Raw genomic sequence first — 16368 nt, 5'->3', positions numbered from 1 at the left:
ATCAATTCACCAATGCTCTAAGTGTGTAAACCATTTGCCCGTTTTTATGCTCAATTTTGACCACTTCAAAGGACAATCCAATCTCAAATAAAACGCCTTGGCCTGCATTTAGCTTTTCAGCATCAATGCCTAAACCCTTAACATTTTCAATGTTAAAAAGAACATCACCGCCCATATTTGTCATAAATAACGGCGAATCTAGCGAAATGACTTCACCAACATTAAAACTAGATGCATAAGCTATAGAAACACTGCCAGAAACGGCGTTATTTTCATTTACAGCAATGTTTTTGATTCTAGCCATGTCATCCATCACCCATCCCCTTAAAACGCCAGTAGAGAGCGTATTAGGTGCATGATTCAGAAACGCCGTGATCTGTTCACTATTCCCTTGTACATAATCAAGAAATAACTTGATTGCACTTGGTCTAATTTCAGGATCAAGCGGCAACGCTGTATCAAATATGGTGTGAAATAAATCACGGCTTGAATCTGTCATAGGTGCAAGTAAGCTGGTTAATTTCTTGCTTGCAGTCCATTCAGCTTGAACACCTTTTAAAGAGTCATCGAATAGACTTGGATCAAGTCCTGATTCCATGATCTTTTTATGTGTAAGGTCTGACATTTCTCCAAATGTCATCGGTGAAGTTGTAAAGCCCATTTCAGCCGCCAACTGTGGCAATTTATCGTCTGGTGTAATGCCTAGTTTTTCTGCCTGTGCCTTGGTTAAGGAAATAACAGAACAACGGCAACGAAAGGCCCACGGCGGATAGTACATCAACCAAAATGGGTCATCTATATGCCGAATAATCCGATTAAGCGCGATATGTTCTGGACGTACTCGGTCATCATCAATAGCCGAGTACATCAAATAAGGTCGGGTATCGCGGCTACTGATTTGCTGAGTCCACCGCCCAAAGCTGTACGCCGTTTGCACGTTCTGCCGAAATACCAAATCTAGGTACTTTGGGCTTAATCGAATGCCATTTTCAAAAACTTCATTTTTAAAGTCTTGGAAAGTTGATCCGTTGGCAATCGCCTTATTAACCGATTGTATGACTGACTTAATTTGCTCAATGCTAGATAAGAAACTGACCGTTGTAGATAACTGTCGAGTCTTTAAATCTAGCGAATAGAACTCACTGGGCAATACAACCTTTCGAGCCTGTGCGAATTTAATCGCCTCAAGAAAGGTAACAGGTTGCATAATTACCTCACGGCGCTTTATTTAGATAAAAATTCTTTGCAGTAAGCCACAATGCAAAATAGCTATCACGCTGATCAAAATAGCGCCCTAACTTTTTTCGATTATATTTATCAAACTCAGAAAATTTAAGGCCCATGTGTTCAGTCATAAATGCCTCAAACTCATCAAATAGTTTCTGCATATCTTCATACATTTATTTCACCTCACCAGCAAAACAAAAGCCCATAACAGCACCCACATAAAGCGCATGGTCTAGCTGCATATTGAATTGGGATTTAGTAGCAATTGGGATTTGCTTCACTAGATTTTCTGCCAAGGCTTCTATGCTTGAACTTTCAGCAAATAGGTTTTTAATCTGTTCGCCGTCCATTAGCTCAAAATCAGGCTGTAAATCCGTGATTTGCTCTATTTGCTGCTGTTGTGGTGTGAACTTTGCCTTGCCTGCTGCAAAATTTAGATATTGCCGTGGTAAATCTGAGAATGACTTAAACGGCGTTTGCTGTGTGTTATCAGCTACATCACCATCTTGTAATGCATACTCACGCTTAAAATACTGCGGTGTAAGTGCGGCCCCAGCATTTTTTAACTTAACATCACGATCCGCTTTATCTGACTGAAGGTTTTGCTCATCACCCATAATTACAGTGACACGCTTCCACCCGTTCAGGTCACATAATGCATTCACGATGTTTTGTACCGTAGTGCTTACCATGCGTATGTCTGCATCTATCTTGTCTTGCTGTACCTGTAAATGGACAGTACCTAATGCACGACTTCCGCCGCCGTCCGTTCCACTGGTAAGCGTTTGGCCGAGGATTAGCTTTTGTATGTTTCTCTCGATACGGTCACTAAATCCCTCAAATGCAGACGGGCCACTATTACCCTGAGCATTAATAGCCTCAATACTTTCATTGGAATTTACTGCAATAACACTAGATGCATGGGCCTGTAACAAAGCATTACGCATAGCTTGGTTATCACCAACAGACTTACCGACTAAAAGCGGATTACCAAAGCGCTCTACGAACTTGGCCCACATTTTCCAGCTTCCATTTTTGAAGAACCAAAGCCAGTACAAACGGCTTAAAAGCGCTTCTCCATATGGGTTTTTATAGGTCGGCTTGCATTGGGTTAAAAAGTGCTTAAATGTCTGGTCACAATCAATATCCTTGCCCTGATCGTTATATGCAGCATAAAGAACTAAACGCCCGTCTTGCTTGGGTTCATACCACTCTAAAGGCTTTTCACCAATCCAAGTCCAGCCGATGTATGGCGTAATAGTGTCGCCGTCTATATGTAATGCATTTTGGTTGTACTCAGCTTCAATAACTGAATATCCAAACCAACGGGCATTTTGTGCGCCTAGAACAATGCGGCCCCACCATAACTTGAGTAAGTCCGTGATGATTTTAGAAACTGCATCATTATCAGACTCAATACGAAACGGCGTTTTTTCTAAGCCGCCCTGTCGCTTCTCAATACATTGATAAATTTCATCATCATATAGCAGCTTGCTAAGTCTTGATCGGCTAATCCCTGCACTGACTAAAACTTCGTCAATATCGGGGGCCTTAGTTAAATACTTAATTAAAGCTGTTTCAGCCTGCTGCTTAAATAAATAGTCCCCAGCAGACTGAGGACTTTGGATTTTATTGCTAGGCTTTTTATCGCCCTTGCCTTTATTACCTTTTGCCATTCTTTATCCTGTTGCTGGTGGTTGATAGTTGACTGTCATCACCATATCTTCGATACCGTCAATTAATGTATCCACTTGGTCGTCATGGTCATGCGTCATTTTTGCGTTAAATGCCTCACATTCTTCTAAGAAATCGGCAATCCACGGCGCAGACATTGGGATCATGACTAAACGATCATCTGGATTATTTGCATAGTCATGCTCTAAATGAACTTGTACGTCCATAAAGCGAGAGAGTTTGTCTGTGCCACGCTGTACAGGTATGCAAGGCACACCGCCGTAAGTTCCTAAATTTTGAATAAGCTGTGTGCCGTGGGCCTTATCTTCAACTTTCATGTAACGAATTGGGCGCGATAACGGCGTATAGACCTTATGCTTATCAATAAATGCCTGTGCATTGCGGTTTAAGTCTGGTGCTGTCCACTTGCCACGCAAAATGTCCAGAATGTAGATTTTCCCATCCACACCTAAGCCCATGAGCGTAAATACAGACCAGTCGTTTTCCTCTTTGACCTTTTGCGCCGTATCGACATAAATTGCCCTAAATACAAGCTGTGGTACGTCCTTGTAACGTCCGAACCATTCACCCTTAATTAAGTCACCGCCCAATTTCTTAGGCGCTTGCTGGTACTGACTGCTGAACGTATAGCGTGAAACGGTTGCACCTTCCTTATTTGTTCCGCCACGTTCAAGCTGAAGCAATGATTTAAGCGTTTCTTTTTGAGGCCAGTAACTTTGTCGGCCTTTTTCGTCACGCTCAATATCACGCGGTACAAGCTTCTGTATATGCTCTGGCAACTCATCTATATAGCGATCATCTATCAATGCAGGGATAGCGACTTGTTGCCATTCTCCCGACACGTTACCACTCATTAAGAAATGCGTTGGATCTTCTACATGTAAACGCTGCATGATCATAATGATTGGCGTATCTGAACGCGCACGGCGTGAACTGACCGTGTTTAAAATCACACGGTTGGCATTGTCACGGCCAACTTTACTAAATGCATCTTCAGGTTTAAGCGGATCGTCCAGAATGATACAACCTGTAAAGCCTTGGTCTGCTAATGTACCAGCGCGGCGGCCTGTAATCTGTCCACCCAATGAAGCAGCATAAATATGCCCTGCTTCATACCCATCAACCTTAGTTTTCCAGCTCGATTTAGAATCTGTGCTGTTAGATATAGTGGTGGGCCATAAATGTTGAAAATCGTCAGATTTAACGATATTTCGCGCCGTGGCTGATACGTCCTCAACCAATGACTTTGAATATGACAAATACAAAAAACGTGACCGTGGATTTAGTGCAAGTCCACGCGGCATGATGTTTGTTGTAAGTTCGGTTTTCCCCGCGCCTGGGGGGACATTAATCACTAAATTAGGAATGTTCCCATTTATTACCTCATCTATGAGCCAAGCGACATATACATGATGCCAATTGACCATGAATTTAAAGCCCATACGGGGCTTAAAGAAACGGCGCGTAAAATATAAATGATCTTCCTCGCAAAGCGTTTGCTCTGCTATGTCTTGCACTGTAAGCATGATTAGTACTCATCTTGCGCTTTCTTCAAACACTCTTTGATATGTTCTTTTATTTCTGCTGGTGTCAGTGGTATAGGTTGCTGCGGAACTGGTAAAGTTTCGCCGTCCTTGCCTGTAAGCTCGGTTTTGGTCTGATTTGTAAATTGACCACCCATGTCTTTAGCTGCCTGCTCCATGATCTTGATTGCCATAGCCACATTTTTAATATTTTTTATGTATAGCCTTTCATAGCGATCTAAACGCACTGCTAAATTAGCAATTGGGATATTTTGTGGAGCATCTAAAAAGCCTTGGCGTGTTTCATAAAATTCATTCTTCAATTCTTCGCTTAAAGATATACCAGCTCGTTTAGTTGGATCATAGTTTTCTACCTGTTGTCTGCTTACATCAATATTAAATTCTTCCTTGACGAGTGCCACTGTTTCTTGTGGTGTATTAAATACCGCAAGTGACCGTACAATAAAGAGTTTTTGCTTTTTGTTTAGGGTTGCCATTCTCTCTATCCGTCAAGGTACGTCAAGGAAGAAAGGCAAAAAAATATTAAGCCAGCTTCAACAAGCACGTACCGCATGCATGTGCAATTTTTGCTTTTGAAATTGTTGGCCCTTTATTTGCCAAATCAACCATCTTCTGAACTTGTGGTGATGCACCATAGCGTTCAACTACGCCGTGAAATTCTTCTACATCATGACCACGTAAAAATAACTTTGGCTTACCACTCGACATAAATTCAAGTTCACCCCTTTTATCTCGTTTATGCCCAATGTGATAAAGCTCATGTTCAACCAATGCTAAAAAGTCTGTATCGCTCATCACTTGGCATACACGGGCATCTAAAGTGATCATGTAATCAGGAACTTCCTTAAACCATTCAATGTATTGTGCTTCTTGTCGACCTTTGCGCCATCCGCCTGCATTAATCATGATTCTTTCAGTTTGACCATGCACACGTCCACCTTTAGCCTCACAAGTCGAATAAGCCCAAAGAAATGAAATTTCAGGTGGGTCATAACTCAATAAATGCTCATGATCAGGGTTATATAGTGGACTATCGCTATATAAGAAAGTTTCAACAATCCACGGCCATAAATCTTGATTTGCTGGCTCAAAATGAAGCAATCCACCGCTTTCCATAAATTCCTCATCACTATTAAAATGATGATCTTGTTCAGGTGGATAAGGTCGTTTCATTTAAAAGCCCTCTGGTTTATCACGGCGCTTTTTGAGCTGATTTAGCTCAAATACAGCTAAAAAAAATCGCTCATCTATGTGAGCGATTTCCTCTTGTGTCTTGCCATGCATTGAGCAACTGCCAATATGGCTTAATTCGTTCTCTATTTCTCGTATCTGGTCATCAAACTGCTGATAGTTCATGCCATACCCCAAAAATAAAAAAGTGGCCTGTACCTTTCAGAAAGCCACTATATGACTATAGCCACACTTATGCATGGCGATCCTGATTTGCCCGACCTACGGCGATTTGTGGTTTTTGGTCATTAATGACAATAAGACGGCTTTTGTATTTTTGGCGAACGGCGTAACTGATAATAAGTAAGCCAATGACCAAAAAAAGCGCCGCCCACCAAAGACTAATTAAACTCACAATTGAACTTAATAGAATTGACACAATTCCATTGTGAATAGAAAAGGACTTCTCTTGTCGATGTAGCACAAAATAAAGCCCAACAACTACGCCCAAAATGAGCCATACAACTTGAATGACACTCATTTAATTTTCCTTGTTTTCAATTCCAAAAAATGCATTTATGCGTTTTTTCAGATTGTCTTTAATAGTTGGTAAAAGTTCAAAGATTAAAGCCTTTAAACTTGGTACAACAGACGGCGCAACAAAAGCAACGCCAGCCACCCATGCAACGTGAACAATGCTCAATTGTTTTTCAAAATGAATGATATAGACCATTGCAATGATACTTGCCAAGATTGAATACACCAGCTTGGCAAGCACACTGATTTTTTGTTCTGTCGCTGGGTCGGGGGTTAGGATTGAGGCAATACTACCGAGAGGAATAACAACCAGACATAAAAAAATGATTGCTTCATCTGAATATTCATTTACTACCTTTTTATAGACTTCCCCAGCGTAGGCGTTTTGCAATACTGAAATAACAGGGACGCTAAAAATGACAGATAAACGAGTTAATAAGCCGAACATACGCTCTCTACTTTTTTTGCAAAAAAAAATTGGGTTCGGCGCTGGCTTAATTTAATGATTTTTCAAGTACAGAAATTAATTCTTGTGCCGTTGCCGCCGTGCGGTCAAGGTGGAATCCTGTTTGACCGATAATCTTTTTTAAATTTTCATCGTTTGGCAAATTACCTTCGATGCTTGTTTCTTCTGAAAGTTGATCAATACAAACTAAAGACGACTCGCATGTATTGATTAGAATCTTCAGGCTTTCTATTTGTACCTTTACTGAGTTAATAAACTCTTGATTATTCTCATTTTTTACAACTTCAAGGACTTCTGATTTGTTTTGTTCTGGCATTTCTTCCACCTCTTTGCATAAAAAAAGCCCAGTTTTTACACTGGGCCTAAATGGGTCATCACAGATAATCAAACATCTACAGTTAAAAATAAATGTAGGTTCGACCATCTTAGAAAGAAATATATATTAACGGATAATTGATTTCAATAAATTCATTTATATTTAGTATAAAAAACTTGATATTTATTTATATATTTCACTTTTGTTTCAATAAAACATAAAACGCACTTAACTTTTTACATATAAACATTTATCATATCTACATCTTTTATACATAAAGAACCTACATATCATTCAGAACTCATATTTTCGCAAATAAAAACAGGGCATCATATTCCTATAATGCCCTGTTTTTATTTTTAATATAAATACATAAATTTTTAATATAAATAATTCATAAAAAAGCTAATACATGGTTATGGCTACTCTTGGTTGATGCAATTAGGCAAAACACGATTAAAAAAATCATTGCTGCTAAGAACTGGTTTTGAGTCATAATCATAGACCTGTACCATTAGGTGTTTTACGCTTATTCCATATTTTCACAGCAAGGTTCACAACCTCACGTTCGTTTTCCCAATCAGTCAATAAATAATCTTCACATAGCTGGTGATCATCCCATGCTGCAAAATCTGTATCTGGTGCTTTTGTACCGCATTCATGACAGCTTGCTTGTGCTGTCCATGTATTTAGATGCTCACCTTTCAATAAAATCGTATCTACCACAACAGAATTTAAACCACACCAAGGACACGGCGCTGATTTAATATCTGGTTGCATGTTATTGTTTTGATCTTCATGCCAGCGATTACCTTTCATTTTTCACCCCGTCTAACAAAGTCAAAACAGTCATACCCACCAAGGTACGGTTTACCTGAAGAATCCACGGCGCTGATAATGTCCATGTATGTGCCAGTTTTAATAAGAGAAACTATAAGTTCTTTATCACCCCAGTTTTTTATAGTCGTACTGGAAGGCTTAACAATGTCCCCGACCATAATCGTTATAGACATATTTCTAGCCCCATTACTTCACTGCGGTATTTCATTTCTTGCTGCTTCAGGTGTTTAATCTTAGCTACCAAGTGCCTACTCATGTCCGTTAATTCTTCTCTTATGAAATTGTCATAATTCTTACAGCATGCGGTGTACCATTTCCGTGTAAATGGCATAGATGGCTTAGAATCATCTTTTTCAATATGCTGAATTGAGTCTAGGTAAATTTGGTAAAAACCATAATTCACACGTTCAGCCCAGTTATATTCTTTTCGTCCAGTACCGTCACACTGTGGGCATAACTCAAATTCATCATAATATTTATGTGTATTTTCATTCCACACACGAACATGCCATCCACCATCCCCAACACATTTAGGGCATTGTCCTTTTGAGTAAAAGAAGGCCCATACTGCTGCTTTGGTTACACCATCGGCAAAAACTGAAGTAGTACATATTTTTGGAACATACTTTTTATTTCGCATTTCTTGCATAACACGCTGTTTAAAATAGCGGTGAAGCAATTCCATGTTATAGCTACGGCGCTGGTCTATAGCTGCATAGATATACCAGCTATATTGTTCAGGAAATGAAGCAAGAACACCGCATAAGTCCTCTTGAGTGATGATTGGATTACCATCACCCTGCGAAGGCTCATAATTTGGGGTTTTGACATTTAAACGGGCAAAGAGTTCTAACATTTTCTTTCTGCCTCCAAGATTGCTAACGGCGTTTCTAAGTTTTTGCTTAGGTCTTGGACATATAGGACACGGTATAAGTGCTTTCCAAGAATTAGATTCTTATTGAACTGAATGTCTTTTTTGATGATGTTCACAGTCAGCTTATAGCCGACTGCTGCACCAATAAAACCACCAGTTAGAAAACAACACATAATTACTAACCAGAAATTCAACATGCTACCCCCATGCCTATACCAGCAATACGCTTTTTACGATCCCTTAGTTTTACCCGTTCATTAAGTTCACCTTTTTCAATGAGTCTTTTAATCACGGCGAAAACATAGCAACTATCACGGCAAACAGTTTCAGCAATGCGGTTAAATGGATAACCATCTTTGTACATTGAAGTAATCACATTTAATTCACATAGCCACAAACCACCTGTATGTTTTGCTAAGTCCCTGTGAATTTTTGAATGTGGCTTTTCTTTATCAATTTTTGTCATGCAATCAACACCCCGTTACGACTCTTAATAAAAAGTTCAATGCTCTCTAAGGCCATACCTTTCTTTACTTGCTCTGTTGTATATCGAAGTAATGAAAAACCAAGAATCTGAGCTGAGTTATATTTGATAAGGTCTGTTGAATAACCATCATGTGTTGTATGGCGGCTTTTTCCTCGCGTACCGCCTTCAACCTCTACCAAAAGGTTAAAATCAGTTAAATAAAAGTCAGCTCTAAAATTTCGGGTCGGATCAAAACTATATTCTTTTACATAATTAATGCCTTTGTAGCGTAGCTGAACACTTAAATCTTCCTCGCCAATGCTGCCCATGTCTAAAGCTGCTCTTTGCTTCTTAATTTGCTGGCGAATCTTCGGAGAAATTTTGCTTAAATCGGCCAATGTTAATCGGCTTCTTTTACGTGCTGATCCCATGCTTAAACCTCTGTTACATGCTGCTGTCTTACAAGCTCAATGAATGGCCGATCTTTAAAATGGTGCTTAATGCGCGTTACCAGGTAATTAGGAACGCGATTCGCATAGTCCAAATAGCTTGTCTGTAAAATGATATTGGTTAACTCAATGTTTTGGCCTTTGTTGTCCTTTTGGTACTGTCGAGCCAAGCGCTTGAATTGATAGAAAGTAATAATGATCATGCTGCACCCTGATATTTGCTTTCATGACTGAAATTGGCACGTACAAGTGCTTCAGATAATTGCGGGCAAACTGAATTACCAACCATGCGACCTTGCTCGGTTTTAGTTAGCTTTATCGTGTTGCCATGCTCATCAATGCCGTAACTGAAGATATATGTAGTTGGGAAACCTTGAGCCTTGAATAATTCAACTGGCTGAAACATACGCATGCCAATATCAACAATTTGATGTAGCTCACCTTTTACAGTCACTAAACCAAAACGGTCTTTGGTTGGAATTGTTCTAAGTGGAGTATTTAAGCTATTTCCGTCTTTCTCATTGCCATAAAATGCGGTCAAGAATGCAGATACATCTGGTGCTTTAAAATCAAGAGATTTCAAATCAACATTCTTATCGCTGTGCTTTTCAATCAATGCTGTAACCAATGCATGATGACCACCTTTAACCTGAGCACAAATAGTCCGAAGTGGCTCATTTGCTGACATACAACGTGGGCTTGAAGCATTTGCAATTTCAGTCATTACTGGCGCAACCTGTTGGCTATCTACGTCAACAATGAATGGATCAGGATTATTAATAACTTGGCGAACCAAACCATTTGCTAAACGGCGTGATGTAGCGTCAACAAGTGGTTTTGATCGTTCAAAGATGCTTGGACATGGAATTGTCCAGTCAATACATTCCGCAGCCGTGCGCCAAGGCTTTAATTTCCCATTTTTTACTTCTGAACTTTTTGGGTCTGCATGCGTAGGTTTTGGAAAAACAATTGGTAACCCGTCACGGCGCGCAATTAAGAAAAAACGCTTACGAATCGTTGGTGAGCCATAGTCACAGGCACGTAATTCTCTCCATTTAACTTCATAACCCTGATAGCGTAATGCTTTCACAAAGCTTCTGAATGTTTCACCCTTATGTTTTGGACATGGACGACCATCTTCAGCAGCACGGCCCCAGGTCTTAAATTCTTCGACATTCTCAAGCATGATGACGCGTGGTCGTGTCTTTGCTGCCCAGCGCAATGCTACCCAAGCAAGACCGCGAATTTTCTTCTCAACAGGTTTTCCACCTTTGGCTTTTGAGAAATGCTTACAGTCAGGTGAAAGCCAAACAAGGCCCACTGGTTGATTGCCAGTCACTTCAATTGGATCTATATCCCAAACGCTCTCGCAGTAATGCTTAGTATCAGGGTGATTAGCTCGATGCATCGCTAAAGCTTTTGGATCATGATTAATAGCAATATCAACAGGCCGACCAAAAGCAGCTTCTAAACCAGTACTTGTACCTCCACCGCCTGCAAAATTATCAATAATCAATTCATATGGTAATAAATCAAACATAGTTATTTCCAAAATTCTGTGAATATCCGTTTTCGTACAATTTTTATGCTTAGGCTAATAAATAAGCACTATTCATCTTTTTAAGCTTTGGCAGAATCAGACCATTCCAGAGTAGACGGCGCTCATCTTCTGTAATTGAGCTAATGTCCTTGGATAACTCACCAAGGCGAGAAGCTTTTAAACCAACACGTTTAGCAATGTTCTTATGCTGAACCCGATAGAAAATTGCAGTTTTAATCGCTCTTATCTGCATTTCATGATCTTGATAGCTCATAAATCCCTCATACGATGACTAATTCATTTATAAATTATATTGCTTTGTTTATTTCTATGCAATTTATATTTATATTTGTTTATATATAACTATTAGATTTAGAATTATATTGCGAAAATAGGAGTTTTTGAGTAATGGTTGATAGAGCTATCATTGAGTTAGAGGCCGCAAAATTGTCGGATCTATTCGCAATAAAAAAGCAAGAAGAAAAAGAGAAAGGCCGTTTATTCACTCAGAGCAATATTGCTAAGGTTGGGGGGTGGACACAGCCTAATGTGTCTGCTTACTTGAACGGCAGAGTTGAACTGAAAGAGGATTCGGCACAGGTTTTTTCTGATGCCTTAGATGTTGATATTGCAGCATTCAGCCCTAGACTTGCTGAACGCATATCAAAACGCGAAGCTATAAGTAGAAATCCTTTGCTGAATAAGCAAATGCGTATTAGCTACATTCCGACAATTGACGCTGAAACGATGGATAGCATTAGACCACGGTTTAAGGACAAGGATTTTATAATGCCCACCCAACCAGCTACGACCCCAGTTTGTTTAAATCTACCCGAAAACGCTTTTGGCTATATCCTTGAGGATGATGCATTAGAAGGTATAAACACCAAGAATATACATTCTAAAAACATACATCCAAAAGGAACGCTTTTTGTTATTAACCCTGAACGTGAACCAAAACCACAAGATATTGTCCTTGTCGGCAATAAGAACAAGCCGAGTGATTACCACTTCAGAATATATACAGTGCTTGAAGTAACGGCCAATGATGAAGTGATATGCTCATTTGAACCGATTAATCAAAATTTCCCTGTCTTACGTGAAAATTATGAAATCATTGGGGTTGCTGTAATCTCGCAAAAATCTCTCTAAAATTTATAAACCATTAATAAAAGCCAGCTATATGCTGGCTTTTTTGTTTATTTACTTATAAAAAATCATATTTTGTTTATATTTATGTATTTTTTTTGCTTAAAAAGCATAGATTTACCCAAATTAAAAATAACTAGATATAACTATATGTAAATTTTTCATTGATTTTTATTTATATTTGTTTATATTAATAGAAAGGGCAATAAAAAACCGCGCCATAAGACGCGGTTCTTGAGTTCAACGGGTGCAACCGTTTTCCCTCACTGTTCCACACTACACACAAAACAGGTGAAACTATGAATAATACTATCACACAAAATCCGATTAAGTTCGGTCACAACCTCCAAAAGGTTGATTTTGTTTACTATGCGTTACTTCCTTTCTTCATGATGGCTTTCTTCATCATTCAGATTGCTGACTTTTCTTCAAACTTATTCAAGTTGCTTAAACGTATAGCCCCTTTCGTTTTCCTTATCTTTATCACCCTGTTTGGTATGCGCTCTTGCCTTAGTGCTTATGAGTACGAATACAACCAGCAGCAAATACAAAGCATAAAACTTCAAACACTCGCTGAATAAAAAATTTAATTCGATCTCGCCTAAGCCTTGGCTTATGCAATATTCAAAGGAATATCGAAATGTTACCAATTATCAAACCAACTGAAGCCATCCTAATCAATGCAATTAAACTCTATATCTATGGAGGCCCAGGAATCGGAAAAAGCTCAATTGCAATGACTGCAAAAAATGCCCTTCTTCTGGATGTGGATTTAGGTGCATATCGCACAGGATTTCTACGCCGTTCTTCTGTTTATGTAGCAAATAACTGGAATGCCCTAAGCTCACTTGATGTAAATAAAGACCTAGAACCTTACGACACTATCATTATTGATACTGTACAGCGCTTACTAGAACTTATCCGCGCCCACTTTGCGAATGATCGCAAAAACTGCAAACAAGATGGATCATTAAAATTAAATGTTCAAGGATCTGTAAATACAGAATTTACAACTTTTGTGAATCGTCTAATCTCAAGCGGAAAGGACGTTATTTTTATCGCTCATGCTACTGAGGACAAAGACGGGGACGAAACCATTATTCGTCCAGATTTAGGCGGTAAAAACAGAAACGAAATTTACCGTATTTCTGATTGTATGGCGTTCTTTAGCTGGGATAGAAAACATCAAGGTCAACAATGCCGTTTTCTAAAATTTGATAACAGTGGCGAGAAATACCACTCTAAAGACTGTGCAAGTCTTGGGAATGTTGAAGTTCCAGACTTAACAAATAACCCTACATTTCTGGCTGATCTTATTGCAAATATCAAAGATCATTTAAACACTATGACACCTGAACAACGCGAATTTCAAGAGCAAGAACAATCTTGGATTAAGTGGCAACAGGACTGCATAGAATCTCAATATGCAAGTGAATTTAATAATTTAAAAGAACAACTTTCCAATGAAATGGAAAATCCAAGGTTTAACCAAATGTGGGCCTGTTTAAAGCATAACGCCATCAAAGAGCGTGGCTTAGGTTATGACGAACAAACCAAAAAGTTTTTTGAAACTGCTGCTTAATTCTAATGCCGTGCATTGCGCGGCATAACTTTGGATTTAGAAATGAAATTTATTTGGCGATATACCGCAAAGATGCACCCTAAAGGCTCAATTCATGGCCTTGTTGAAGCTTCAACATTCACCGAGGCCCAGCAAATCGTAAAGCGCAATGAAATGGTTAAGTCTGTTTCTGTTGTTCTACATAAGAACCAAGTAGCAGCTAGAAAACAGCGCTATGAAGTTTAAAAACACCAAGAGGAAAATATGATTAAACAACTTGAACCCGTACAAGTACCTGTCGATTTTGCAGAGTGGTCGCACCCTGATTTAATGTTAATTGACCCTCGCTTACAGACCAGCAGCGAAGAACCATACTCAAGAGAAGAATGGGAAAAGATGCAGTCTGACGGTGGTATCACTATTAAAGTTGAACAACATTCTATTGAAGATGTTTCCGAAATTATTGGTGATGATGACCTTGAGGATTGGAGCAACTGGAAACCTAATCCGCCAACACCTGACCATTTCTTAATATGTGGGTTTTCCACTGAATATGATTTTATTGTCTTGTGGTGGGCTAAAAAAATACAGGGTGAAGCTCATGAGTAAAGTCCTGAAGATCACTTGGCTTGCAGCTTGTGAAAATTGTGGCTTTAGTGACTATGCAGAGGTAACAACTGACCGTGGTATTGGTTGCTATTTATGGGATGGTGATCAAGCTAAATGCCCTAAATGCGGAGCCACTGGAATTATTGAGTGTGAAGATGGTGCAGCAAACGTAAATTGGAATATGGAGCAGGCCAATGAATAGACCAATAAAAAACATCATGAAAGATATTAAGGCAACTAAAGCCAAACTTTCACAGGATCAGCTAAGCGGCCATAATACAAAGGCTTTACAGGATAAATTGCAACGTCTTGAAGTTGAACTCTGTGAGCGTGTTTCAGCAAGTGACAATCATTTTTTTAAGTTGTTCTATAAACAGGCTCAAGAAATACTTAATCCTGATCTATTCAATAAAGTACGTAGTATTGCACACACAAGGGCCATACAACAGCAAACATAACTTAAAGCGCCGTAATAGGCGCTTTTTTAATGCATAAATACAGCATTGGACACCTAGACATTAAAAAACCAGCATATAGCTGGTTTTTTTGACTGCCTCTTTGGACAATCTAACAATAGGAGTCCGTGTAATGGACAAATAAACAATACCTTTCACAGAAATATAAAGCAATAAAAAATCAGCATATTTGCTGATTTTTTACAAACAATTACTTTATCGAGTGTACCGAACACTACAGCCAAGCTCTTTTAATGCAGAGCGATACATATTCAATTCACCAGCCATTAAATCAGCTTTAATGCGTTTCTTGAAATCTGGCATATTTTCACCGATTTTAGCCAATCCAGCCACCGCCTTAAATGCTGCCTTTTCCTCTCCGCTTTCAATAGCACGTATAATTTTATCAGCATACATTTGTGCCTGATCTTCACTCATACTTATGGTTGCCTTGTTTTCTCCTGATTTAGCCACTGTTACGCTTTTATGCTCTAACCGTGGTTTTCTAGCAACTTTTGGCTTTGATAGCTCTAACGCGAAATCCTCGCCGTTATCAGGGGTTATATTTTTACCTTCGTGATAATCGAATAAAAAAGAAATATGAGAAATTACACGGCCATCTTTTTTATATGCGACTTTTTTAATGAAAATATTAGTTTTTGTATTGATCTTCTTAACAGCTTTTTCAATGACATTTTTCCTAAAATCACTGAATAACGCATATTCCCCGTTTTCAACATCAACGCCAAGCTGAAGCTTTAATGTCTGTACATCAAAGATTGGTGCATATTCTGCATTTTTCCACTTTAAAAGAAGCTGGAATAATCGCATTGCATACTTATTGCCAAGGCCAGACGTTTGCCGTAAATCAATCAAAGTAAAGTTTTTCTCGACTTGGCTGGCAAAAGGCAAAATGGTAGGTGAAAAGTACATTCTAATTCTGGACTTTTGATCTACTTCTTCTTTCGTATGAATCCAACGCCCTGTTTTCTTAGAAACCACGCCGTCATCTGCTATTACCTTCCAAGTGAATTGACGTTCAAAAATATTATTCTGAGCATTCAGAATTGCATTAAATGCAACATTCTTACTTACCCCATAAACCCTAGCATAATCAAGGGCATCAATATCAATTGCTGTCGTTGCATCGACATTCACACCGTTTTGTTCAAGCTGATTAATTTTTTTAAATGCAAGTAGCATGACAAGCTGTTCATGCGATTCCATTCTGTACATTGCTTCAACAATGGTGTTTGATTGTTTTAGATGCTCTGAATCAAGAACTTGGCGTTCTTTCATTTTTTTACTCTGTTTTGTGTGTATGCATAAATACTATACGTTTACCTTTATATGGTCAAATAATTTATTAACCACATATAAACAGAGGAATTGACTTAAAATTTGGTTAATGATTTGACCACATACGGTTAATGATTTGACCATATATGGTTAATGAATTGACCACATATA

General features: G+C 38.8%; 24 protein-coding genes. 7 read left to right on the top strand and 17 right to left on the bottom strand.

All coding sequences use genetic code 11. The features are described 5' to 3' along the window. Position 1: 1 nt before the first annotated feature. The 16 genes from P255_RS14735 to P255_RS14645 form a co-directional block, all read right to left on the bottom strand. Complete coding sequence (locus tag P255_RS14735) at positions 2 to 1207, bottom strand: phage head morphogenesis protein (protein ID WP_004904493.1); 1206 nt, start codon at positions 1205 to 1207, stop codon at positions 2 to 4. 7 nt (positions 1208 to 1214) lie between these two features. Then, a complete protein-coding gene (locus P255_RS14730) occupies positions 1215 to 1400 on the bottom strand; it encodes a hypothetical protein (protein WP_004904495.1) in 186 nt (61 codons plus the stop codon). Beyond that, the gene (locus P255_RS14725; RefSeq protein WP_004904497.1) at positions 1401 to 2903 is read right to left on the bottom strand and encodes a phage portal protein family protein; all 1503 of its coding nucleotides are present in this window, start codon (positions 2901 to 2903) and stop codon (positions 1401 to 1403) included. It abuts the gene before it with no gap. 3 nt (positions 2904 to 2906) lie between these two features. Then, positions 2907 to 4448: a phage terminase large subunit gene (gene terL, locus P255_RS14720; RefSeq protein WP_004904500.1), complete on the bottom strand. Its 1542-nt coding sequence runs from the start codon at positions 4446 to 4448 to the stop codon at positions 2907 to 2909. A gap of 2 nt (positions 4449 to 4450) precedes the next feature. Continuing rightward, positions 4451 to 4942 carry a DUF2280 domain-containing protein gene (locus P255_RS14715; RefSeq protein ID WP_004904503.1) on the bottom strand — a complete coding sequence of 164 codons (492 nt, stop codon included), beginning with the start codon at positions 4940 to 4942 and terminating at the stop codon, positions 4451 to 4453. 46 nt (positions 4943 to 4988) lie between these two features. Further along, positions 4989 to 5639 carry a putative metallopeptidase gene (locus P255_RS14710; RefSeq protein ID WP_004904504.1) on the bottom strand — a complete coding sequence of 217 codons (651 nt, stop codon included), beginning with the start codon at positions 5637 to 5639 and terminating at the stop codon, positions 4989 to 4991. Then, on the bottom strand, positions 5640 to 5822 hold the full coding sequence (locus tag P255_RS14705; protein WP_035365751.1) for a hypothetical protein: 183 nt from the start codon (positions 5820 to 5822) through the stop codon (positions 5640 to 5642). Positions 5823 to 5889: 67 nt separating this feature from the next. After that, a complete protein-coding gene (locus P255_RS14700; protein ID WP_004904507.1) occupies positions 5890 to 6177 on the bottom strand; it encodes a hypothetical protein in 288 nt (95 codons plus the stop codon). Next, entirely contained in the window at positions 6178 to 6621 is a 444-nt protein-coding gene (locus P255_RS14695) for a hypothetical protein (RefSeq protein ID WP_004904510.1), read from the bottom strand. Positions 6622 to 6667: 46 nt separating this feature from the next. Beyond that, positions 6668 to 6955 (bottom strand): hypothetical protein, encoded by a 288-nt coding sequence (locus P255_RS14690; protein WP_004904512.1) that lies wholly within the window; start codon positions 6953 to 6955, stop codon positions 6668 to 6670. Positions 6956 to 7453: 498 nt separating this feature from the next. Next, entirely contained in the window at positions 7454 to 7774 is a 321-nt protein-coding gene (locus P255_RS14685; RefSeq protein WP_004904514.1) for a hypothetical protein, read from the bottom strand. Positions 7775 to 7958: 184 nt separating this feature from the next. Continuing rightward, entirely contained in the window at positions 7959 to 8651 is a 693-nt protein-coding gene (locus P255_RS14675) for a hypothetical protein (RefSeq protein WP_004904516.1), read from the bottom strand. Between the two features lie 208 nt (positions 8652 to 8859). Next, positions 8860 to 9135 carry a hypothetical protein gene (locus P255_RS14665; RefSeq protein ID WP_004904520.1) on the bottom strand — a complete coding sequence of 92 codons (276 nt, stop codon included), beginning with the start codon at positions 9133 to 9135 and terminating at the stop codon, positions 8860 to 8862. Then, positions 9132 to 9566 (bottom strand): putative endonuclease domain-containing protein, encoded by a 435-nt coding sequence (locus tag P255_RS14660; RefSeq protein WP_004904522.1) that lies wholly within the window; start codon positions 9564 to 9566, stop codon positions 9132 to 9134. The genes P255_RS14665 and P255_RS14660 overlap by 4 nt, the downstream gene beginning before the upstream one ends. 217 nt (positions 9567 to 9783) lie before the next feature. After that, on the bottom strand, positions 9784 to 11124 hold the full coding sequence (locus tag P255_RS14650; protein WP_004904525.1) for a DNA cytosine methyltransferase: 1341 nt from the start codon (positions 11122 to 11124) through the stop codon (positions 9784 to 9786). 49 nt (positions 11125 to 11173) lie between these two features. Next, positions 11174 to 11398 (bottom strand): hypothetical protein, encoded by a 225-nt coding sequence (locus P255_RS14645; protein ID WP_004904527.1) that lies wholly within the window; start codon positions 11396 to 11398, stop codon positions 11174 to 11176. A gap of 134 nt (positions 11399 to 11532) precedes the next feature. Here P255_RS14645 and P255_RS14640 point away from each other — a divergent pair, with 134 nt between their 5' ends. From P255_RS14640 to P255_RS14610, 7 genes are all read left to right on the top strand, one after another. Continuing rightward, positions 11533 to 12276, top strand: a complete 744-nt coding sequence (locus P255_RS14640) for a helix-turn-helix domain-containing protein (RefSeq protein ID WP_004904528.1) — start codon at positions 11533 to 11535, stop codon at positions 12274 to 12276. Positions 12277 to 12572: 296 nt separating this feature from the next. Then, a complete protein-coding gene (locus tag P255_RS14635; RefSeq protein WP_004904530.1) occupies positions 12573 to 12854 on the top strand; it encodes a hypothetical protein in 282 nt (93 codons plus the stop codon). Positions 12855 to 12913: 59 nt separating this feature from the next. Continuing rightward, entirely contained in the window at positions 12914 to 13855 is a 942-nt protein-coding gene (locus P255_RS14630; protein ID WP_004904532.1) for an ATP-binding protein, read from the top strand. 42 nt (positions 13856 to 13897) lie between these two features. Next, positions 13898 to 14080 carry a hypothetical protein gene (locus P255_RS14625; RefSeq protein ID WP_004904535.1) on the top strand — a complete coding sequence of 61 codons (183 nt, stop codon included), beginning with the start codon at positions 13898 to 13900 and terminating at the stop codon, positions 14078 to 14080. A gap of 18 nt (positions 14081 to 14098) precedes the next feature. Then, positions 14099 to 14443 carry a hypothetical protein gene (locus P255_RS14620; RefSeq protein ID WP_004904539.1) on the top strand — a complete coding sequence of 115 codons (345 nt, stop codon included), beginning with the start codon at positions 14099 to 14101 and terminating at the stop codon, positions 14441 to 14443. Continuing rightward, positions 14436 to 14645, top strand: coding sequence for a hypothetical protein (locus tag P255_RS14615; protein WP_004904543.1), 210 nt, complete (start codon positions 14436 to 14438; stop codon positions 14643 to 14645). The genes P255_RS14620 and P255_RS14615 overlap by 8 nt, the downstream gene beginning before the upstream one ends. Beyond that, positions 14638 to 14901 carry a hypothetical protein gene (locus P255_RS14610; protein WP_004904545.1) on the top strand — a complete coding sequence of 88 codons (264 nt, stop codon included), beginning with the start codon at positions 14638 to 14640 and terminating at the stop codon, positions 14899 to 14901. The genes P255_RS14615 and P255_RS14610 overlap by 8 nt, the downstream gene beginning before the upstream one ends. A 213-nt stretch (positions 14902 to 15114) precedes the next feature. On the opposite strand, the gene P255_RS14605 is transcribed toward P255_RS14610, so the two are convergent. Further along, positions 15115 to 16197: a RepB family plasmid replication initiator protein gene (locus P255_RS14605; protein ID WP_004904549.1), complete on the bottom strand. Its 1083-nt coding sequence runs from the start codon at positions 16195 to 16197 to the stop codon at positions 15115 to 15117. Positions 16198 to 16368: the final 171 nt, after the last annotated feature.

This window comes from Acinetobacter brisouii CIP 110357, from assembly GCF_000488275.1.
Classification (GTDB): domain Bacteria; phylum Pseudomonadota; class Gammaproteobacteria; order Pseudomonadales; family Moraxellaceae; genus Acinetobacter; species Acinetobacter brisouii.
The sequence above is the reverse complement of the archived record's forward strand: the minus strand, read 5'-3'. Positions and strand labels throughout refer to the sequence as shown.